Source organism: Bradyrhizobium sp. Unk1, assembly GCF_059512345.1.
Map to the genome: position 1 here is coordinate 30112 of NZ_JCAMOP010000043.1, position 21322 is coordinate 51433.

At 63.7% G+C, this 21322-nt stretch carries 20 protein-coding genes; 5 read left to right on the forward strand and 15 right to left on the reverse strand.

Features of this window, described 5'->3' with window-relative positions; all coding sequences use genetic code 11:
* Positions 1-104: 104 nt before the first annotated feature.
* From AC5ZFO_RS38050 to AC5ZFO_RS38065, 4 genes are all read right to left on the reverse strand, one after another.
* Entirely contained in the window at positions 105-827 is a 723-nt protein-coding gene (locus AC5ZFO_RS38050; protein ID WP_282525315.1) for an SDR family NAD(P)-dependent oxidoreductase, read from the reverse strand.
* Positions 820-2202, reverse strand: coding sequence for a class I adenylate-forming enzyme family protein (locus AC5ZFO_RS38055; RefSeq protein WP_282525316.1), 1383 nt, complete (start codon positions 2200-2202; stop codon positions 820-822). Before AC5ZFO_RS38055 ends, AC5ZFO_RS38050 begins: the two co-directional genes overlap by 8 nt.
* Positions 2189-2434: an acyl carrier protein gene (locus AC5ZFO_RS38060; protein WP_015688794.1), complete on the reverse strand. Its 246-nt coding sequence runs from the start codon at positions 2432-2434 to the stop codon at positions 2189-2191. The genes AC5ZFO_RS38055 and AC5ZFO_RS38060 overlap by 14 nt, the downstream gene beginning before the upstream one ends.
* Before the next feature lie 148 nt (positions 2435-2582).
* Positions 2583-4397: a long-chain-acyl-CoA synthetase gene (locus AC5ZFO_RS38065; protein ID WP_282525318.1), complete on the reverse strand. Its 1815-nt coding sequence runs from the start codon at positions 4395-4397 to the stop codon at positions 2583-2585.
* Positions 4398-4682: 285 nt separating this feature from the next.
* Here AC5ZFO_RS38065 and AC5ZFO_RS38070 point away from each other — a divergent pair, with 285 nt between their 5' ends.
* Entirely contained in the window at positions 4683-5387 is a 705-nt protein-coding gene (locus AC5ZFO_RS38070; protein WP_496123465.1) for an SGNH/GDSL hydrolase family protein, read from the forward strand.
* Between the two features lie 44 nt (positions 5388-5431).
* Here the strand turns inward: AC5ZFO_RS38070 and AC5ZFO_RS38075 are convergent, their stop codons facing one another.
* From AC5ZFO_RS38075 to AC5ZFO_RS38090, 4 genes are all read right to left on the reverse strand, one after another.
* Complete coding sequence (locus AC5ZFO_RS38075) at positions 5432-5701, reverse strand: DUF3551 domain-containing protein (RefSeq protein WP_282525320.1); 270 nt, start codon at positions 5699-5701, stop codon at positions 5432-5434.
* Between the two features lie 33 nt (positions 5702-5734).
* A complete protein-coding gene (locus tag AC5ZFO_RS38080; RefSeq protein ID WP_282525321.1) occupies positions 5735-6013 on the reverse strand; it encodes a DUF3551 domain-containing protein in 279 nt (92 codons plus the stop codon).
* 127 nt (positions 6014-6140) lie between these two features.
* Positions 6141-8018: a molecular chaperone HtpG gene (gene htpG, locus AC5ZFO_RS38085; RefSeq protein ID WP_496123466.1), complete on the reverse strand. Its 1878-nt coding sequence runs from the start codon at positions 8016-8018 to the stop codon at positions 6141-6143.
* 136 nt (positions 8019-8154) lie between these two features.
* Positions 8155-8580, reverse strand: coding sequence for a hypothetical protein (locus AC5ZFO_RS38090; RefSeq protein WP_496123467.1), 426 nt, complete (start codon positions 8578-8580; stop codon positions 8155-8157).
* A 750-nt stretch (positions 8581-9330) separates the two neighbouring features.
* Here AC5ZFO_RS38090 and AC5ZFO_RS38095 point away from each other — a divergent pair.
* Positions 9331-11061, forward strand: coding sequence for an adenylate/guanylate cyclase domain-containing protein (locus AC5ZFO_RS38095; protein WP_496123468.1), 1731 nt, complete (start codon positions 9331-9333; stop codon positions 11059-11061).
* 169 nt (positions 11062-11230) lie between these two features.
* Here the strand turns inward: AC5ZFO_RS38095 and AC5ZFO_RS38100 are convergent, their stop codons facing one another.
* The gene (locus AC5ZFO_RS38100; RefSeq protein ID WP_282525325.1) at positions 11231-11845 is read right to left on the reverse strand and encodes a nuclear transport factor 2 family protein; all 615 of its coding nucleotides are present in this window, start codon (positions 11843-11845) and stop codon (positions 11231-11233) included.
* 179 nt (positions 11846-12024) lie between these two features.
* Between AC5ZFO_RS38100 and AC5ZFO_RS38105 the strand changes: the two genes are divergently transcribed.
* Positions 12025-12816, forward strand: coding sequence for an energy transducer TonB family protein (locus tag AC5ZFO_RS38105; protein WP_282525326.1), 792 nt, complete (start codon positions 12025-12027; stop codon positions 12814-12816).
* Positions 12817-12884: 68 nt separating this feature from the next.
* Here AC5ZFO_RS38105 and AC5ZFO_RS38110 read toward each other — a convergent pair whose 3' ends face one another.
* Complete coding sequence (locus AC5ZFO_RS38110; RefSeq protein WP_282525327.1) at positions 12885-13691, reverse strand: response regulator; 807 nt, start codon at positions 13689-13691, stop codon at positions 12885-12887.
* 219 nt (positions 13692-13910) lie between these two features.
* Here AC5ZFO_RS38110 and AC5ZFO_RS38115 point away from each other — a divergent pair, with 219 nt between their 5' ends.
* Together AC5ZFO_RS38115 and AC5ZFO_RS38120 are read left to right on the forward strand one after the other, a co-directional pair.
* A complete protein-coding gene (locus tag AC5ZFO_RS38115; protein ID WP_028148140.1) occupies positions 13911-14144 on the forward strand; it encodes a NepR family anti-sigma factor in 234 nt (77 codons plus the stop codon).
* A complete protein-coding gene (locus AC5ZFO_RS38120) occupies positions 14144-14692 on the forward strand; it encodes a sigma-70 family RNA polymerase sigma factor (protein ID WP_014491704.1) in 549 nt (182 codons plus the stop codon). Before AC5ZFO_RS38115 ends, AC5ZFO_RS38120 begins: the two co-directional genes overlap by 1 nt.
* A 68-nt stretch (positions 14693-14760) precedes the next feature.
* Here AC5ZFO_RS38120 and AC5ZFO_RS38125 read toward each other — a convergent pair whose 3' ends face one another.
* From AC5ZFO_RS38125 to AC5ZFO_RS38145, 5 genes are all read right to left on the reverse strand, one after another.
* Entirely contained in the window at positions 14761-15462 is a 702-nt protein-coding gene (locus AC5ZFO_RS38125; RefSeq protein ID WP_282525328.1) for a nitroreductase, read from the reverse strand.
* Positions 15463-15599: 137 nt separating this feature from the next.
* Positions 15600-16844, reverse strand: coding sequence for an acyl-CoA dehydrogenase (locus AC5ZFO_RS38130; RefSeq protein WP_282525329.1), 1245 nt, complete (start codon positions 16842-16844; stop codon positions 15600-15602).
* A gap of 9 nt (positions 16845-16853) precedes the next feature.
* Positions 16854-18101, reverse strand: a complete 1248-nt coding sequence (locus tag AC5ZFO_RS38135) for an acyl-CoA dehydrogenase (RefSeq protein WP_496123469.1) — start codon at positions 18099-18101, stop codon at positions 16854-16856.
* A gap of 15 nt (positions 18102-18116) precedes the next feature.
* The gene (locus tag AC5ZFO_RS38140; protein ID WP_282525331.1) at positions 18117-19244 is read right to left on the reverse strand and encodes an acyl-CoA dehydrogenase family protein; all 1128 of its coding nucleotides are present in this window, start codon (positions 19242-19244) and stop codon (positions 18117-18119) included.
* A gap of 174 nt (positions 19245-19418) precedes the next feature.
* Positions 19419-21290: an AMP-binding protein gene (locus AC5ZFO_RS38145; RefSeq protein WP_282525332.1), complete on the reverse strand. Its 1872-nt coding sequence runs from the start codon at positions 21288-21290 to the stop codon at positions 19419-19421.
* Positions 21291-21322 lie beyond the last annotated feature (32 nt).

The window sequence follows — 21322 nt, forward strand, 5'->3', positions numbered from 1 at the left end:
GCAGATCGATTGACGTAACCCAATCGATTGCGGGGCATCTTACGACCAAATCCGGCTCGATGTCATTGTGCCGGATCAACTCAATTGTGGCGGCGGAGTTCCGCTTACGCCGTATTCCCCGCGTCGATCGTGAACACGGTGCCGGTGACGTTGCGGCCGCCCTCGCCCAGCAGATATTCGACCATGCGCGCGACATCGTCGGTCTCCGGCAGGCGACGCAGCGCGCTGCGGCCGGCGATGCGCTTGCGCCCTTCGTCGGAGAGATTGTTCGTCAACTCGGTGTCGATGAAACCGGGCGCGATCGCGTTCACGGTGATGCCGAGCTTGCCGACCTCGCGCGCGAGCGAGCGGGTGAAGCCGGTGGCGGCGGCCTTGGTCGCGCCGTAGACGGACAGGCCGTTGTAGCCCGTGGTCGCAATGATCGAGGAGATATTGATGATGCGGCCGGCGCCGTCCGCCATCATCTGGCGCGCGACATACTTCGTGAGGATGATCGGCGACAGCACGTTGAGCTGCACCAGCGCCTCGATCTCGGAATTGTGCATGGTGGCGAGCAGGCCTTCGGTGCCGAGGCCGGCATTGTTGACGAGGCCGTAGATCGGGCCGAACTCGTCGCGGATAAGCTTCGCGAACGCCGGGATCGCGTCGATCACGGCGAGGTCGCAGGCGCGGAAATGCAGGCGCCCTTCGGAGAGGCCGATCGCCGCCCTGAGCTCGTCGCTCTCGCGCCGTGCCGCCGCAATCACGTTATAGCCGGCATCAGCCAGCCGCCTGCCGATCGCAAGGCCGATGCCGCGGCTGCCGCCGGTGACGAGGACATTATGCATCGGTGCGCGCCAGTTTTCCGGCCGGGGTGACGTCGAGCGCCTCGACGAAGCGGATCACCGCCGGCACTTTGTGAGAAGCAAGCTGCGCGCGGCACTGATCCAGGATCTGGTCGCGGATCTCCTTTGCCCGCGCCTGATCGGTGCCGTCGGCGAGGATCACGTCGGCGACGACGATGCCGCCGGTGATCGGGCTGCGGCGCGATTTCGCCCGCGACATCCGCACGTTGGCATGGCGGTTGATGACCGCCTCGATCTCCTCGGGGTGAACCTTCAGCCCGCCGATATTGATGATGCCGCCGCGGCGGCCGACGAAATAATAGCGGTCACCGCGCAACTCGACGATGTCGCCGCTGTCGACGAACCCGTCGTCATCGGTGAGCGCGGCCGCATTGCGGCCGATGTAAGCACGCGCCGTGCGCGTCGAACGGATGCGCAGCGAGCCGTCCACGACCTTCATCTCGACGCCGTTGCGGTTACCAAGATAATTTGCCGGAAAGCCCTCCAGCCCGTCATTGACGGCAAAGCCGACACCGGCCTCGGTCGAGGCGTAGGCGTGACCGACGGAGGAATTGGGGAACGCGACTTTCAGGCCGTCGAGCACCGCCTGGTCGGCGATCTCGCCGGACAGACGGACGTATCCCGGCGCGAACTGTGCAGCCGAGCCGCTCATCAAGAGCTTGCGCCAATGCGATGGCGTGCCGGAGATATGGGTGACGCCGCGCGCGTTCAGCCGCGCGACGTGGTCGCCGAGCGCTTCATGCGGATCGGACAGCACCATCGAGCCGCCGGAGAGAACCGCGCGCAGGAAGATCTGCAGGCCGCCATAGCGGCGAATGTCGTAGAATGTCGCCCAGACCGGCGCGGGTCCGCGCGCGGGACCTTCGGCGACGATGGCGCCCGTCAGTGCTTCCAGCGTATGGCCGGCGATTTTTGGTACGCCCGACGTGCCGGACGTCAGCATCAGCCATTCCGTGGCGCGTTCGGTCTTGGCCGACGCTGTGGCCTGAAGCGGCAATTGCGCGGCGACGACGAGCGCGACCGCCTTTGCGGCCCATTGAGCGGGCTCGTCGCTGACGACGGCATCGATCTCGGCATCCGCGATCAGCGCGTCGAGATGGTCGGGATTGAGATCGGGCGGGCACAGCAGCATGCGCCGCACAACACCGTCGAGCTCGATCATGGCGAGGCCCGATTTGAGCTGGTCCGACAACTTCAGCAGGACCGAGCGGCCCGCCAGCTCACGCAGGCGGCCGCCCAGAACCGTATGCCCCAGCACGTCCGTCAGCGACACCACATGATGGGCGTCGGAGATCGTGCGGCCCTCGAGCTCCGGGCTCAGATAGTCGCGGAGCGCAAAAATCTCACGCGGGGACATTTTCGTAGGCCCGCACGAAATCGCCCACGGTGGCGGGGAACGCAGCGTCCTCGGAAATGGTGAAGGGATCGACGCCGGTCTCGTCCTCGAGGCGCGCCACCAGAATTGCGAAGGCGAGGGAATCGAAACCCGTCTCGTGCAGCGAAAGATCGTCCGAGAGTGCGGGAAGCGTGACGTGCTGCTCCTTGGCGATCTGCTGGATCGCTTCGATGACCTTAGACCTTACCGACATGGCTGGCTCGCTCTTGTTATTGATGGTTCGTGTTACGGCGGCTCTTGATGACCGCCTCCCCATGGCCCGTGTTGTTTACCCGACAGAAGTAAATGGCTTCTTGGACAATTCAGATAAAATTGGACCTATCTGGCGGATTTTGCTGCGGCTAGAGCCTGATCGCGCCATCGATGATCCCTGCGTACACGTCCGTGTCCAACGCAACATAGGCGCCGGATTTCGGGTCGAGCATGAACAGCGGATCGCTTATCAGCCCCGGATCAAAGCCCTCCCGGGCCAGCTCGCCCTTCTTCTGCTTGAACGTCTCGGTCGCATCGAGCTCGCGCGAGATACGGACGAAGACTGGGCGGGCGTAAACCGGCAAGCGCTGCGCCAGATGCGCAGGCAGCGCTTCGATATAAAACCCCTCGTTCACGACGATGGCACTCATGCCGGCGCGGCCATCGGCGCCGGGGATGCTGACGCCGCAGGTGGTGGCATCGATCACGCCGGTGAAATCGCGCACGGCGTCGTTGACCTCCGATGTCGCGACGTTCTCGCCCTTCCAGCGAAAGGTGTCGCCGATGCGGTCGACGAAATGGAAGAAGCCCTTGTCGTCGAGCCGCATCAGATCGCCGGTGCGGAACCAGGCATCGCCCTTGGCGAAGACGTCGCGCAGAATCTTCTTCTCGGTCTCGCCGGCGTCGGTATAGCCCTCGAAGCGGCCGCCGCCTTCATCGGCGGTGCCGATGCGGCCGATGGCTTCGCCGGCCTCGCCCCTGGCGCAGGCAATGCAAAATCCCTCTTCGTTGCGCAGCGGCGCACCGCTATCAGGGTCGAGCTTGACGAGCCCCGCCGGAAAGCGATGCGCGAGCAGCGGCGGAACGCGGCCGATCGCGCCCGGCTGGCCCTCGACGTTGAACAGTGAGAAATTGCCTTCCGTCGCCGCATAGAATTCGAGGATGCGCGGAATGCCGAAGCGGTTCTGGAAATCCTCCCAGATGTCGCCGCGCAGGCCGTTGCCGCAGACGAGCCGCAGGCGGTGACGGTTCTCGTATTCGGACGGCGCCGCCTTCAGAAGGTAGCGGCAGAGCTCGCCGATGTACTGGAACAGCGTGCAATCGTGCCGCACGATGTCGGGCCAGAAATTCGAGGCCGAGAATTTTTCCGCGATCACCACCGAGCCGCCGGCGGCGAGCATGCTGCACGGGGCGACAATGCCGCCGACCGAGTGGAACAGTGGCAGGCAGTCATAGAGCCGGTCCTGCGGCGTGGCGCCGGTGAGGCCGGCGAACCAGAAGCCCCAGTTGAGGATGCGGCGGTGGCTGATGCTCGCTGCCTTCGGCAGGCCGGTGGTCCCGGAGGTGTAGATCAGCAGGGCCCGGTCGTTGATCGTCACGTCGCCATGCTCGTCCGGCGAGAGCGGCCCGTCCTCAAGCGCGGCAAGTGCGACGTCGATCGCGCGCTCGCTGCGGGCATCGCCATGGGTCCAGACTTTTGCTTCTGTCTTCAGGTGCGGCGACGCGCCGTCCAAGGCTCCCATGAGCTCGTGCGCGACGATGACGTGCGACGGCCTGGCGACATCGACGCAATGCGCCAGCGACGGGCCGACGAGTTTGGTGTTGATCAGCGCGACCACACCGCCGACCCGGCTGATGCCGAGCCATGCGGCAACATAGTCGATGCCGTTCGGCATGATCAGCGCGACGGTATCCCCCTTGGCCACGCCGATCGAGCGCGCCCAGCGCGCATAGCGGTTGATGCGCTTCGCGAGGCCTGCGTAGTCGATCGTCGTCTCATCTGCGACCAGCGCGGTGCGAGCGGGCTGACGCTGCGCCCAATCGTCGACGACGTCGGCGAACAGTCGGCCCGGCAGCGTCTCGATGCGCGCGGTGAGCTCGATCGCCTTCAGCCAGATCTTTGAAGCCGAAGGTGCGCGCGCGACTTTCGGTTGCTCGATGACGCCGGTGGTCATGCCGTCCATTCTTTCGGAACGTATCTGCTGCTTCCCGAGCTTAGCTCGCCCGCCCTGCCCAGGTGTTAAGAGACAAGGTAAAGTCAGGTTAGTACGTGATTAACTCTAGCCATCCGACGCGGGCGAGTTCGGCGGCATGCAGACGACGGAGACTGAGCGCTGGCGCAAGGTGGTCGAGTTTGTCGGGGATCAGCACGGGGTAGCGATCCGGCCTCGCCGAGGCTAGGCGCTTCCTGGTAAACGGGCTATGCTTTTCTACCCTGCGTTGTCATGGCTACGAAAGGGAGGCGTCCCGTGGCTCTCGATCCGTCAGAGTTTCCGGTCCAGGCCGCCCCGTTCGAGCAGCCCCTGAAGAATTTCGCCGGCCGCGCGAAGGGTGGGCAGGCCAGAGTGGTTGCGATCGGCTCGTCGACCACGGCGGGCGAAGGAGGCATCGCTCCCTATCCGCAACGGCTGCTGGCGGATCTTCGGATCAAGTTTCCAAATGTCGGAATCGAGGTGATCAACCGGGGCGTCGGCGGCGAAGACGCTCCCTTGGAGCTGAAGCGGTTCGCCCATGACGTCTTCGATCTGAATCCCGATCTCGTCATCTGGCAGGTCGGCACCAATTCAGTGTGGCAAGCCGGAGGTCCCTCGTTCGCGGACACCACGAAGGCCATCCGTAAAGGTGTCGACCAACTGCTCGGCGCGAAGCGGATCGACGTGATCCTGATGGACCTTCAATATGTGCCTGCGGTGCTGACACCGGCCAAGCGCAAAAAGGCGAACGCCATGGTGGAGGCGATCAGCCGGATCGCGCACAAGAAACGGATCAACGTCTTCCGCCGCTTCGCGCTGATGAAGAGCTGGCACGAGGTCGCAAGGATTTCGTTCGACCGTTTGGTCGACCCGGGCGATGACACCAGGCTGCACGCCAGCGACTGGACCACGGACAAGATGACCTGGCAATTGACCGACGCGATCTTCGCGGCTGCCAACAAGGCGCCTCACGGCACCTAGTTCTGCATGCTCCGCCGGATTCGCAGCTGAACGGGTGGTGGGCGCTAGCCGCCTCGCCTGTAGCGTGGGCGCAGCGGCGCAACGTTCACCGGATAATACGGATTGAGATCGCAGGTCGCGGCGCGGCCCGACGCCGTGGCGCGGCACTGCGGCAGCGACGTGAAGGAGCAATCGTACCACTCTCCGCCGCCACCGTTCGCGCCGGAATAGACGTGCATGCAGACGGGATAGCTGGGATCAAAGGTCTGCGCATGCGACGGCGCAGCCGCGGTCAGCGCGCCGACGGTGATGATCAGCGCGGAAGAGAAACGCATGAGGGATGTTGCTGCGCGCCGCATAGCCAACAACTACTGCACCTTCTTGTGACGCTTGCGCGGGGGCGGCGGCGGCTCGTTGTAGGCGTAATAGGGATTGACGTCACAGCTCGCCGCGCGGCCCGACGCCGTGGCCCGGCACTGCGGGATCGAGGTGAAGGAGCAGTCGTAATAGTCGCCGCCACCGCCCCGGCCGCCCGCAGTATAGACGTGCATGCACACCGGATAGCGCGGGTCATAGGTCTGGGCGCCGGCATCTGCCGCCACGAACAGCGCGGCAATCGCGGTGAGGGTCAGGAGAGGCAGGCGCATGGAGACGTCCTCGAATCGATGGCGGCGTCGAATCTCGTGCCGACGTCCTCCTATGGCATAACACCACGCCGGAGGCGACTGTTCCTCCGGCGGATGACGGCAAGGTGAGCGGGGTGCGCTGCGCGCGCTACCCGCCCAGCCCTTGCAACACCAGCCGGTTCAGCCTTGCCGCAAACGCGGCGGGGTCTTCGGGCAATTCGCCGTCCAGGATCTGCGCCTGTTCGAACAGGAGCAGGCTGAGATCGTCGACCGCCCTGGAGCCGGCCTGCGCCCTGGTGATCGCCGTCACCAGCGGATGGCGCAGATTGATCTCGAGGATCGGCTTGGTGCGCATGCCGCGGTTCTGCTGCGACAGAATGCGCTCGAGCTCGCGGCTCGGGCCCTGGCTGTCGGCGACGAGACAGGAGGCAGAACTGGTGAGGCGCGTCGAGACCTTGACGTCGCTGACGCGCTCGCCGAGCGCGGCCTTGATCACCGCGATGGTGGCGGCCTCGTCGGCTTGCGGCTCGTCCTTCTTCGCCTCGTCGGCCTCGTCGGTGCGCGGGATCAGGTCGAGATTGAGATCGCCCTGGCTCAGCGATTTCAGCGGCTTGCCGTCAAACTCCGATGGCATCGAGGTCCAGAAGGCATCGACCGGATCCGACAGCAGCAGCACCTCGATGCCGCGCGCGGTCGCGGCTTCCAGCCGCGGATTGGACTTCAGCCGCTCGATGCTGTCGCCGACGAGATAATAGATCTCGGTCTGGTTCGGCTTGAAACCGGCGATGACGTCCTTCAGCGACCGCTTCTCGCCCGAGGTGGTGGTGAATCGGGACAGGGACAGCAGCTTTTCGCGCCGCTCGAAATCCTCGTAGATGCCTTCCTTCAGCACTGCGCCGAAGGCGTCCCAGATCATGGCAAAATTCTCCGGGTCCTTGTCGGCAAGGCTTTCGAGCTCGGACACGACCCTGGTCGCCACGGCCTTGCGGATCTGCGCGAGCTGCGGATTGTTCTGGAGCATCTCGCGCGAGATGTTGAGCGGGAGATCTTCGCTGTCGACCACGCCCCGGATGAAGCGGAGATAGCCCGGCAACAGATCGGCATCGTCGGTGATGAAGACGCGGCGGACGTAAAGCTTCACCCGGCCCTTGCGGTTCGGCTCGAACAGGTCGAACGGCTTCGTCGACGGCGCGAACAGCAGCACGGCGTAGGAATAGCGGCCCTCGGCGCGGTAGTGCAGCGTCATCGCGGGATCGTCGAAGGCCGATGCAATCTGCTGATAGGCCTTCTTGTAGTCCTCGGCCGTCAGCTCGGACTTGGAGCGCTGCCACAGCGCGCTCGCCGAGTTGATCTGGCGCGGCTCGCCCTCTTCCGGCACCAGCTCGATAGGGAACAGGATGTTGTCGGAATAGGCACTGACGACGCGCTCGATCTCGTAGGTCTCGAGATACTTCTTGGCGTCGTCCTTCAGGTGCAGGACGATCTCGGTGCCGCGTGCGACGCGCGCCGCTTCCTCATCCCTGGCGCGCGCGATCTCGAAGCCGGAGCCGCCGGAGGACGTCCAGCTCCACACGTCGCTCTCGCCGGCACGCCGGCTGACGACGACGATCTTCTCGGCGACCATGAAGGCGGAATAGAAGCCGACGCCGAACTGGCCGATCAGGCCGAGGCCGTCCTTGGCCTCCTTCAGCTTCGAGACGAACGCCTTGGTGCCGGAGCGGGCGATGGTGCCGAGATGGTCGATCAGCTCCTGGCGCTCCATGCCGATGCCGTTGTCGGCGATCGTGAGCGTTCCGGCCGTCTTGTTCGGCATGATCCGGATCTTGAGCGCGTCGCCCTCGCCCAGCAGCGCCGGGCTGGCGATGGCTTCATAGCGCAGCTTGTCGCAGGCGTCCGATGCGTTGGAGACGAGCTCGCGCAGGAAGATGTCGGTCTCGGAATAGACGGAGTGCACCATCAGGTGCAGAAGCTCGGAAACCTCGGCCTGGAAAGGCTGCGTATGCGCGGCCGTATCTGACGTCGTCATGCGTTTACCCGGTCAATCAAAGGGGGAAGAAACCCGGCATATAACGCGATGGGATAGGGGATCAAGTGGACGTGAAATATCGCCCTCCCGGCGGGAAGGCGATTTGCCCGTGGTGGCCAGGGGCGGCGAAGAAGGATCAGGTCACACAGCGGCCGGGCTGGAGCAGTTTTGCGACCTCGGTCAGGGAGCTGACCATCGGCTCGCAGGCAATCGTCGGCCGCTTGGGGCCCTGCTTCCGGTTCTGGAGCAGCACCGGCGGCTTGGCGCTGCCGGTCTCGATCACCGCGGGGACCCGCAGCAGCACCGAGGTCTCGGCCAGATCGTTCAGCCGCATCGACACGGTGCGGGTGGGAACCGGAGCCTGCTTGAGGTCGGCGAACCGGTCGGCCTTGCCGTAACGGTTGACGTTGTGACCCACATCTTGCGTGGGTCTGTCGGCGACCGCCTGCCAGCGGGCGGCCAAATCATGGCCAGAGGCCAGCTGCACGGCACCAACCTGGACGGCACCAAGCGTCGCGGCAATCGCGACAGCACCCAAAAATACCTTTTGAATCTGTAACATGGCTGACAATCCCACGCCCCATGGCGATCAGGGGAACAACGCGATGGGAGGACCGGCAGTTCTCAGCCGTTAAGATCACTTAACCGTGTGCGAAATTCACCGCAGGCCGCATAAAAAGGCCGCACAAAAAAATTTTCACCCGCTTGGAACGACTCTCAGGCCCGAGAGTCGTCTCAACAGCCGGCTATTCCCCCCTGCCCCATAAGCCGGCGACGTAGGGCGCGACTGTGGTGATGCCAGTCGCGCCTTACTTTTGTTTGATGGCACCTTTCCATCCCCGCCCCACCGATGGCCTGCGGCTTAAGCCCGGTCCCCCAAGCCGAATTTGCCTGCCCCTGAATTCCACTGCGGGCGGCCGAATTCTTCCACCACAGTCATCGTCCTGAGATCACTGCGATTTCCGACGGTACCTCCTCAATATGCTCGGCGTGTTTGCTAAATTCGAGAACCTCGCCGCGAGCGGCAACTCGAAGGGATTGCGACCGCAAGTGCGCGCAAGACTTGGTCCTAAGGGGGGAAGGAAAGATCGGGTAGAAAGAATGCTCTGTTGCGGAAACGCCCGCTGGATTAGCCGTAGCGACTGAAAAATACGACTTGGACCCCCTATCTTTTGACCGCCGACCTTCGCGTGAGCATGATGACAACGCGAACAGCGCGTTCGGCACTTCTCTGATCCGCCCACCAGTAACCGTGGATTGGAATATTGCCATGGAGCGGCCGGTTCGGCTTGAACGTAGACTAGCAGCGATAATGGCCGCTGACGTGGCGGGATATTCGCGGCTGATGCACCATGACGAAGAAGCAACCCATGCCCTAATGACAACCCTCTTTGCGGAGGGTATCACGCGTGCCATCGCAGAACATGGTGGCCGGGTTGTCAAGAACACCGGCGACGGGTTCTTGGCGGAGTTTCCAAGTGCCGTCGAAGCGGTTCGCGCCGCCGTTCAGTTTCAAACTCATATTCGAGAGTTCTCGACCACCATCGCCGAAGACCGACGAGCCGTCTTTCGTGTCGGCATCAACGTCGGCGATGTGATTGTCGAGCCGCATGACGTCTTCGGCGACGGTGTAAATATTGCAGCACGGCTGGAGAGCATCGCTGAGCCCGGGGGCATCTGCATTTCTTATTCAGCTTACGACCATGTCCGAGGCAAGGTCGGCATTGAGTTTGTCGATCTCGGAGAGCAAAACCTCAAGAATATTGATCGCCCGATCCGAACCTATGCCGCGGCTTGGGAAGAGCATAGCCTGATTGCACCCGGTGAGCGCGCGAAGGAAAGCCTACCTTCGCCACCTCGCCTTTCTATCGTGGTGCTGCCTTTCGCCAACCTCAGCGGCGATCCCGCGCAGGATTACTTCGTGGACGGCGTGACTGAGAGCCTGACCACGGACTTATCCCGCATCAGAGGCTCGTTCGTGATCGGCCGCCACACCGCATTCACTTACAGAGGCAAAGCGGTCGATCTCAGGCGGATTGGCCGCGAGCTAAACGTGCGCTATGCGCTGGAAGGCTCTGTACAGCGCGGCGACAATCGCCTTCGGGTCAACGTCCAACTTGTTGATGCTGAGAGCGGCAATCACCTCTGGGCTGATCGCTTCGATAAGCCCATCGCTGATCTATTCGAAATGCAAGACGAAATCGTGTCGCGGGTCGCTCGTACACTGGACACTCAACTTGTTGCGGCCGAGGCCCGGCGGGCGGAGAATTTGCCTCATCCAGATGCGACGGACCTCTACTTTCAAGGCCGCTCTCGGGCGAACGAAGCGGCTTCTCCCGAGGGATTAATTACAGCGCGCAACTTTTTCGAACGTGCTTTGGTACTCGATCCTCGCGATGTGCGTGCGCTGGCGGGCCTGGCAGGCGTTGATCTGACAATAGGTGCCGATCATTTTATGGAGGATCGAACCCCTCTCCTTTCGACAGCCGAAGCGAATGCGATCAAGGCCGTTTCATTATCCCCGGATTACGCGGTAGCCCGCTTTGTCTTGGGCTCTGTCTACATTTGCACAAACCGCGCAGATAAAGGAATTTCCGAATGTGAAATGGCATTGAACCTTGATCGGAATTTTGCCAATGCACACGCTGCCATCAGCTTGGCGAAATACTACATGGGCCGCGCCGCCGAGAGTGAAAATCACATACGCGAGGCTTTTCGTTTATCCCCGCGGGACGCCCAGAGCTATCGCTGGATGCATTTTGCTGGCCTTGCCAAGTTACAACTTGGCGCGGATGTCGAAGCAGTCGATTGGCTTAGGCGAAGCATCGAGGTGAACCGGAATTCTCCAAATACCTACTTCGTACTTGGGGGCGCACTGGGCTTGCTTGGCGCGGTTGATGACGCGAGAGCGGCACTGGCCTTTGTTCCTGACTTCACTATCCGCCGCCTACGCTCCGCCAAATTCAGCGACAATCCGACTTATCTTGCGGGGCGCGAGCGCATTTGTGAGGGGATGCGGATCGCTGGCGTACCGGAGGGGTAGCGCATCGGCGGCCTTGAGGCGGGCCTCCATAGCCGACAAGCCGTCCTTGCCCGTGCCTTGGCTGGACCAAGGCCAATCTCTCTGCGCCTGCTAACGGTCTTCAACGAACAGCAGCGGGGTTATCCCGCGACTGTGGTGACGCCAGTCGCGCCTTACTTTTGTCTGAGCCTCACTTCGCTTTCCCCGCGAGCCAGTCCCGCCCCTCGCCATAGAGCTTCTCGACCTCAGGCCCGGTCAGGCCCGGCATGTCGCGCTTGACCTTGTAGCCGATCAGCTCCTGCATGTAGGCGAGGTGACGGTAGCCTTCGGGCAGTGCGGCGAGCGCTTTTTGGTCGAGTTGAAGCGTTGCGGCGGGATCGACCGGGTCGATCCGGTCCTTCTCGTAGATCGGCTGGCGGCGGACGATGCCCCATTTGCCAATACCTGATTGGTCATGCCGCTTCTCCAGGAAATCGTAGAAGCGCCCGGTGCAGACGACGTCGCAGAGCACGTCATGTACCGGGGCACGCTGCGAGATCGTCATCTTGGTCTGCGCAATGGCGCGCGCGCCTGCGAGATCGATGCTGGTGCCGCCGAGGAAATGCAGAATGCGCACCCCCTTGGCAAACCCCTCCTGGCTGACCCGCATGAAATCCCGCGCCGGCCCCTGAAACCAGGTGGCGGACATCCATCCCTCTTCATGCCAGACCGTGGCAAAGCGCTCCCAGTCGCCGGCGTCGCGCCACACCGCCCAATTCTCGACGAGGTCGCGGATGGCGAGGCGATCGAGGAGTTGCTGGTCCATGATGAAAAATCCCCTGGCGGCTCGAGGTTGCGACTGATGTCATCGACCCGACGTATGAACGAGGCAATTTGGCCGCCGTCAAGCGGGCTTCCCGGCCCTTCGAATTGCCCACAGCCGCGTGAACGCGATACGGGTAGCGAGCCTTGCAATCAACCTGACCGCGATTAGTATCCGCACCGATGCAGATGAAATTCCCCTTGGTGGCCGCACTTCTCGGATGGTTGGCGGCGTTCCCCGCACATGCGCAGACTGAACCGCAGAGCGAGACCGTCAAAGCCTGGAAGGCGAAACTGACGGCCCACATTGTCCGCAACAGGGACTTGCCGCCTGAAGGGCGGGGACAAACCGGTGAGGCCAAGGTCGCATTCGGCATTGACCGGTTTGGCAAGTTGATCTGGCGGGCACTGGCTATGAGCGCCGGCTCCCGGCCGCTCGATGTTGCTGCGCTGGATATCATCGCCCGCGTCCAGCCGTTTCCGGTGCCGCCTCCGGAGTTGAAGGAGACCTCGCTCACCTTGACCGTGCCGATTGCCTTCAATGGCCGTCAATTCGAGGTGCCATCTCCTGGTTTAGAGCTGAGCAAGCCGGATCCCGCCTCGGGCCCACCCGATGCCATGGCCGTCTGGCGCAAGGAGGTTACCGAGCGTGTATGGCGCAACGGGACGTTTCCTCCGGGGGCAATCGGCCAGCGCGGCGATGCCGGAGTCACATTTGTAGTGAACCGCTCGGGCAAATTGATCTCGAGCGCTCTGGTGGAAAGTACAGGATCTCCGCTTCTCGATGCAGCAGCTCTCAAGATGGTGGAGCGAAGCGAGCCATTTCCGAATCCGCCTTCCGACGCGAAGGAGGACCTCCAAAGGGTTACCGTGTTCATGACGCTCGACGGAACGCCACGCAACGGCGGGCTCGGGCCATGGGAGGACGAGACCAAGGTAAAGGCCAAGCTCAACAGTATCTGCCGCGGTTGCTAACGCCGGACGCCGGCAATCAAAAACGGCGCGCCTTGCGACGCGCCGTCTTCTGGTTCGAGGAAGTCTCGTTACGCCGCCGGCGCCTTCGGCGTGCGGTTGCGCGAGTTGCGCTGGAAGAACAGCGCCTGGCTCGCCACCGCCGACACCATCGCGGGCTGGAACGGCTTTGAGATCAGGAAAGCCGGCTCGGGGCGCTCGCCGGTCAGGAAGCGCTCCGGATAGGCGGTGATGAACACCACCGGCACCTCGAAGGTGCGGAGCAGCTCATTGACGGCGTCCAGACCCGACGAGCCGTCGGCGAGCTGGATGTCGGCGAGGATCAGGCCCGGCCGCTTGTTCTTGGCCAGCGCCACCGCATCGGCATGGGTGCGCGCGACGCCGACGACATTGTGACCGAGATTCTTCACCAGGCTCTCGAGGTCCATGGCGATGAAGGTCTCGTCCTCGATGATCAGCACGTCGGTCGCGATCTCGGCCGCCATCTCGCGTCCCGCGGCATCGGCAAGCCGCCGCGTCTCGGCGACGTCGGTGCCGAGGATGTAGCCGACTTCCTCTTCCGAGAATCCTTCGAGCGAGAGCAGCAGGAACGCCTGCCGCGGCAGCGGCGTGATGTTCGACAGCCGCCGCTCCGGCGGCATCGGCAAGGTCGTCACCTCGGCATCGTCGTTGACGGAGACCGAATTCCAGATCTGGGTGAACAGCCGGAACAGGCCGGCGCGCGGACCATGGCTCTCGTCGAGCACGGACGGATCTCCGAGCATCGCTTCCAACATGGCTGCGACATAGGCGTCACCGGAGGCCTGGCTGCCCGTCAGGGCGCGCGCGTACCGGCGCAACAACGGCAAGTGTTCAGCAACAAGCTGCGAACGGGACATCCCCACTCCATTCATCTTCGGGCGACCTTGACGAACCACGCAACAAGCGGGGAGGCCCGGGTTCCCTGCTGGGCTGACTACGCCTCACGCCAACAAAAGTTCCGCTTATCTGGGAACTTTTTGTCGAACCTCGAATTGTGCCTATCCAGGGAACGGCTCCCGGTTGAGAGAACTTCTCGATTTTACAGTTACTTAACTCGGGGAAACGTGGAACAGGTCATGAAAGATCTCAAGTCTCAAGCCAGCAAAAGCACGACCCCCGGCAAGGGAGGCCTCACTCCGGAAATCCAGTCCCGGATCGGCCACCAGCTGCGCGCCATGTACGACGACGTGGTGCGGCAGGGGGTTCCGGACCGGTTCGCGGAACTGATCAAGAAGCTTGATGCGCCGGGAGGCGCACCCCAAGTGGAACCTGACAGGGGCTCCAACGACAACAACAATGGGAGGGATTAATGCCTCTCACGGACTCCCTACGTGACGACATCCTCGCGGCCGTGCCCAGTCTGCGCGCGTTCGCGATCTCGCTGAGCGGCAATGCGGATCGCGCCGACGATCTGGTGCAGGAAACGCTTCTGCGTGCGCTCGCCAACATCGACTCGTTCCAGCCCGGCTCGAACCTGCCGGCGTGGCTGTTCACGATCCTGCGCAACCTGTTCCGCTCCGACTATCGCAAGCGGCGGCGGGAGGTGGAGGATGCCGAGGGCAACTATGCCAAGACGCTGAAGACGCAGCCGTCGCAGAACGCGCATCTCGAGTTCGAGGAGTTCCGCGGCGCGCTCGAGAAGCTTCCGCAGGACCAGCGCGAGGCGCTGATCCTGGTCGGCGCCTCCGGCTTCTCATATGAGGACGCAGCTTCGATCTGCGGCTGTGCCGTCGGCACGATCAAGAGCCGCGTCAATCGCGCGCGCTCGAAGCTTGCTGCGCTACTTTATGTCGATGGCGCCGAGGACTTCGGGCCCGACGAGACCGTGCGCGCCGTGATCGGCGGCAGCGGCGGATAACGGCCCCGTCAACCGGACCGAGACGAATGTGAAGGCGGCCGTTTCTGCGGCCGCCTTTGCGCGTCTAATTACTCTTCGACGAACGTCACCGTGTCGGCAACACTCGCGCGCGAGGTCCGGTAGCTGTTGACCTTGTGGGCGTCGTCGGCATAGCCGAACGAGATGCCGCAGACCACACGGCGGTCGTCGGGCAGATTGAAGTGGCGGCGGATCAGCCCGGAATGGCGCGCGAGCGCCGCCTGCGGGATGGTGCCGAGCCCGAGCGCCTGCGCGGCCAGCATGAAATTCGAGACATAGGCGCCGCAATCGATCGCACCGTAGATGCCGAGCGGCTCGTTGGTGTGAATGATCGCGACATGCGGCGCGCCGAAGAAATTGTAGTTCTCCAGCGCCTGTTTTGCGTAGGCGCCTCTGTCGCCGCGCACGATGCCGAGCGTGTTGTAGAGCTGAAAACCGCTCTCGCGGCGGCGCTCGAGATAGACGCCGACATATTCGCGCGGCGGGGTGAAGTCGTAATCGTCACCCAATCCGCCCGATGCTTCCCGGTAGATCGCCTGGCGGAAGCGCTCCTTGGCCGCACCGCTGGCGATGATGACCTGCCAGGGCTGGCTGTTGCACCAGGACGCGGTGCGCTGCGCGGTGGCCAGCACATGCTCGATGGTCGCGCGGTCGACCTCCTTGGCCAAGAAGGCGCGGACGGAGTAGCGCTCGTTGAGGAGCTCCTCGAGCACGCCGATACGGTCCTGGGTCTGGCTCACTTTTGCATCCATGAATTGGCTCGCGCTCTTCTCCTAGGGTGGGCAAAGGCGCGATAGCGCCGTGCCCACCGACAACTTACCCCGGCGCATCTGCATATGGTGGGCACGCTTCGTTTGGCCCACCCTACGAGATACAGCGAGAGGTTGGATCACCGCCCCTTGGTCGGGATCTTGTTATACGGCACGTCCTTGTCGACGCGAATGTCGCCCGGCAATCCCAGCACGCGCTCGGCGATGATGTTGCGCAAGATCTCGTCGGTGCCGCCGGCGATGCGCATCGAGGGCGAAGACAGCAGCATCTGCTGGAACTGGCCCTGCACCGTCTCCTCGTCCGCGCCGGTGAGAACACCGGCCGCGCCCTGGAGGTCCATGGCGTAGGTCGCGATGTCCTGCAGCATCATGCCCGAGACGAGCTTGCCGATCGAATTCTCCGGCCCCGGCCGATCGCCCTTCGACAGCGCCGAGATCGCGCGGTAGCTGGTGTATTTCAGCCCGCTCGACTTCACTGCCCAGCTCGCGAGCTTCGAGCGCACGGCGGGATCGTCGATGGCGAGCCCGTCCTCCAGCATCAGATTGGAGCAGAACTCGAACATTTCGGGGACGCCGGTCGCAAGCCGCGAGCCGATCGACATCCGCTCGTTCATCAGCGTCGTCAGCGACACGCTCCAGCCCTCGCCGACGGCGCCGAGCCGCTGGCTGTCTGATATCACCACATCGGTGAAATAGACCTCGTTGAACTCCTGCATGCCGTTGGCCTGCTTGATCGGCCGAACCTCGACGCCGGGGCTCTTCATGTCCAGGAAGAACATGGTGAGGCCCTTGTGCTTGGGCACATTCGGATCGGTGCGCGCGATCAACAAACCATAGTCGGAATAATGCGCACCCGAGGTCCAGATCTTCTGGCCGTTGACGACCCAATTGTCGCCCTTCTTCTCCGCGCGCGTCCGCAGCCCCGCGACGTCGGAGCCGGCGGACGGTTCGGAGAACAGCTGGCACCAGATCTCCTCGCCGGAGGCGAGCTTCGGCAGATGGCGGCGCTTGGCGTCCTCGCTGCCAAAAGCCATCACGGTCGGGCCGCACATGCCCTCGCCGATCTGGAACGGCTGCGTCAGCTTGCCGTAGACGCCCTCTTCCTGCTGCCAGATCACGCGCTCGATCGGCGTGGCGCCGCGCCCGCCATATTCCTTCGGCCAGTGCAGGCAGGCCCAATTGCCCTCGAACTTCTTCTTCTGCCAGGCCTTGCCGACATCGACGATGTCATGATGGGCAAGCCGGATGCGGCCGAGCGAGGATTTTGACAGCTCCTGCTCGAACTCTTTCGGCGCGTTGGCGGCGACCCATTTGCGCGCGGTCTCGCGGAATGCGGCTTCCTGCGGGGTGTCGTCGAAATTCATGGCGGACCTCTACCCTCTTCCCTTCGTCGGGATCTTGTTGAACGGCACGTCCTTGTCGACACGGATATCGCCGGGCAGGCCCAGCACCCGCTCGGCGATGATGTTGCGCATGATCTCGTCGGTGCCGCCTTCGACGCGGGTACCCGGCGCGCGCAGCAGCATCGCCTGGAAACGGCCGGCGAGTTCGGCATCCTCCGAACCGCTGACCACGCCGCTCGCGCCCTGCAGATCCAGCGCGTAGGTCGCGACGTCCTGGATCATCGAGCCCGCGACCAGCTTGCCGATCGAATTCTCCGGCCCCGGTCGCTCACCCCTCGACAGCGCCGAGATCGCGCGCATGCTGGTGTATTTCAGCCCGCTCGCCTTCACCGCCCAGTTCGCGAGCTTCGAGCGCACCGCACGATCCTCGATCGCCGGGCCGTCATCAAGCATCAGGCTGGAGCAATATTCGAACAGCTCCGGGAAACCGGTCGAGACGGCCGCGCCGATCGCGCTGCGCTCGTTCATCAGCGTGGTCAGCGAGACGTTCCAGCCGTCACCGACCTCGCCGAGGCGCTGATGGTCGGGAATGCGGACATTGGTGAAATAGACTTCGTTGAAGTCGGAGGCGCCGCTCGCCTGCTTGATCGGCCGCACCTCGACGCCCGGGCTCTTCATGTCCAGGAAGAACATGGTGAGGCCCTTGTGCTTGGGCACGGTCGGATCGGTGCGGGTCAGCAGGATGCCATAGTCGGAATAGTGCGCGCCCGAGGTCCAGATCTTCTGGCCGTTGATCACCCAGTCGTCGCCTTCCTTCTCTGCGCGCGTGCGCAGGCCCGCGACGTCGGAGCCGCCGGCCGGCTCGGAGAACAGCTGGCACCAGACCTTTTCGCCGGAGGCGAGCGGCGGGAGGTACGTGCGTTTATGCTCCTCGCGCGCGAACGCCATCATGGTCGGCCCGCACATGCCGTGGCCGATGATGAACATGCGGGACAGCTGGCCGAACGGCCCTTCTTCCTGCTGCCAGATCACGCGCTCGATCGGCGACGAGCCGCGGCCGCCATACTCCTTCGGCCAGTGCAGGCAGGCCCAACCGGCATCGGCCTTCTTCTTCTGCCAGGCTTTTGCCACTTCGAGGATGTTGGCGTTCTTGAGCTGGGTGCGGCCCAGCGAGGACTTGCGCAGCTCTTCCTCGTATTGTTTGGGCGCATTCGCGCCGATCCAGGCGCGGGCGGTGGCGCGGAATTCGGCTTCCTGCGGGGTGTCGTCGAAGTTCATGACGTGATCCTTCGCTTATGCCGCGTTCTTCTTGCGCATGCGGTCGATCAACTGGTCTTCCCAATAAGTGAGACTGCCGAGCCCGAGCGCCATGGCGTTGGCACGGCGGTAGTACATGTGACAGTCGAACTCCCAGGTGAATCCCATGCCGCCGTGAACCTGGATGTTGTTCTTGGCGCAGTGCTGGAACGCCTGCGTCGCGCTGATGCGCGCGGCGGCTGCGGCTTCCGGCAGCTCGCCCGCGTTGGTCGAAAGCGCCCAGGCGCCGTAATAGCTGTTGGAGCGCGCCAGCGTCGCCGACACATACATGTCCGCGAGCATGTGCTTGACCGCCTGGAACGAGCCGATCTGGCGGCCGAAGGCGATGCGGTCGAGCGCGTAGTCGCGGCCCATCTCCAGCGCGCGGTCGGAGCCACCGACCTGCTCGAACGCGCACAGCACCGCGGCGCGGTCGAGCACCTGGGTCAAAATGCTCCAGCCTTCGCCGGTGGCGCCGAGCGGCTCCGCCTTGCAATCCCTGAACGTGATTTCGGCCTGCCCGCGGGTCGGATCGAGATTGGTCAAGCTCTTCACCTCGGCGCCGCCGGCCTTGAGGTCGACCAGGAACAGCGAGACGTCACCGTCGCGGCCGCTCGATCCCGTGCGCGCGGCGACGACAGCGAAATCGGCGATCGCACCATCGGCGACCGGCTTCTTGACGCCGTTGAGCACGCCATTCGCGGCGGTCAGCTTGACGTTCTTCGGCGACGGATTGCCCTTGCCCTCGAACAGCGCCAGCGTGCCGATCGCCTCGCCCGAGGCAATCGCCGGCAGCCATTTCTTCTTCTGGGCATCGCTGCCCGCGATCAACAGCGCTTCAGCGGCAAGATACACGGTCGAGGAGAACGGCACCGGCGCGTTGGCCCGGCCCATCTCCTCCGCGATCACGCAAAGCTCGAGATGTCCCGCGCCCGCACCACCGAAATCCTCGGGGATTGCAACGCCCAGGAAGCCCATCTCGGCGAGGCCTTTCCAGAGCTCCTTGTCGTAGGGCGCCTTGCCGTCGAGCACGACGCGCACTGCCTTGGGCGAGCATTTTTCGGTGAGGAATTTGCGCGCCTGGTCGCGGAGCTGTTTCTGGTCGTCGGAGAAATCGAAGTTCATGGCGGGCTACCTTTGTTTATTCGTTGTCATTTATTTGAGCCGTCATTCCGGGACGCGCGGAGCGCGAGCTACGATGCGCAATTGCGCATCTGAGAATCCATATCCACCAGCCGGGGTTATGGATTCCGGGCCTGGCCCTTCGGGCCATCCCGGAATGACGAGAGAGTTGCGCATTCATCGCAGCACGATCACATCCTGATCCGGCTTATCCGCGTAGAGCCGCTCGACCAGCGCCGCACGGCGCTCTAAGCCGGCGCGCTGGTTGATGTAGCCCTTGTCGGTGAGCTCATTGCCATCAATGGAGGGCGGCTCGGCCATCAGCATCGCGCGCGCGATGGCGCGGCTGCTGGCGCCGCCACATTCCGTGTTGTGTGTTTCCAGTCCGCGTTTGAAGCAGGCGATCACCTCAGGATGCTTCACGGCATCCTCGAAGCTCAGCTCGGGATTGCCGACCAGCTGGCGACACGCATGCAGATTGGGCCACGCCAGCAGACCGATCGAGCATTGATCCTGTCCCGCAACCAGCGCGTCATGCACCACCGGCGTCGCCGCCGCGATCGCATCGGTACGCAGCGAGCCGACATGCACGAAGGTCCCGGTGGTGAGCTTGAAATCCTCGACGACTCGCCCGGCAAAGATGATGCCCTTCACCGGATCGGCATCGTCGACGAAGATGCCGGCATCGCCGATGCAGTAAAAACCTTCCTCGTCGAACATCTTCTTGGTCAGGTCCGGCTGGCCGAAATAGCCGGGCGTGACGTTGACGCCGCGCAGGCGCAGCTCGTATTTCGCGCCGCACGGCACCATCTTCAATTCGACGCCGGGGAACGGCAGGCCGATCAGGCCGACGCGCTCGGTGTCCCAATAGGTGCCGGTCGAGGTCGGCGCCGTCTCGGTCGAGCCCCAGCCGGTGTAGAACACGATGCGCTCGCCGGTCGTCTTCACGGCGAGGGCCTGCATGCGCTCGTAGAGATCGTCAGGCAGCCGCGCGCCGCCATAGGCCATGATCGACAGGTTCTTGAAGAACGAGCGGCACAGCGCGTCGTCCTTCTCCATGGCGGCGGCGAGCGCGGCATAGCCGGCCGGCACGTTGGCGTAATAGGTCGGCGAGATCTCGCGCAGATTCCGCAGCGTCTCCTCGAACTGGCCCGGCATCGGCCGGCCGTCATCGATATAGAGCGTGCCGCCGTCGACCAGCACGGGGTGAAACGCCGCATTACCGCCCATGGTGTGGTTCCATGGCATCCAGTCCAGCATGGTCGAGATCGGACCGCCGGGATCGCGCGGCCGCACCTGCATCATCATCGCCGCATTGGCGCACATCATCTCTTGCGTGTTGATGACCGCCTTGGGCATGCCGGTCGAGCCGGAGGTGAACAACAGCTTGCCGACGGTCTGCGGCGTGATCTTCGCGATCGAAGCGTCGACGTCGGCGGTCACGGACGTTGCCGCGAGCTCGGCAAAACTGACGCTCGTGATGCCGTCGCAGGGACGCGCGACGTGAACGACGGTGACGCCGGTGAGGTCGAGAGCGTTCAGCGCCTTCTCGAAGGTCGGGCCGTCCTGCACCATCACCGCGGCCGGCTTGATCAGGTCGAACAGATATTTCAGCTTGACGTGATCATGGCTCATCAAGGAGTAGGCCGGCGACACCGGAGCCGCCGGCGAGCGCGCCTGCATCGCGGCCTGCGTCATCAGCGCGTGCTCGATCGAGTTGCCGGAGAGAATGGTCACCGGACGCCCGTCGAGATTGAGATTGAGCAGCGCCTGCGTCAGCGCATCCACGGTACGCTTGGCTTCGCCATAGGAGACCTTGCGCCATTCGCGGTTCGCTCCGCCGCGCTGCGCGAGCCAGACGCGCTCGGGCGCTTGCCGCGCCCATTTCGCCAGCGAGGCCGGCAGATGCGTCTCGTAGGCTTGCAGCGGAATGCGCGACTTCAGCACCACCGTGCCGTCGCCACGGCGCTCGACGTCGATGTCGCGCGCGAGCCACTCGACCTTGCGAAAGGCGGGCTTCGTCATCACTGCCGCCGCACTTCCACTCATTTTGCGTCTCCCGGAATTATCGTCCTTTGCGG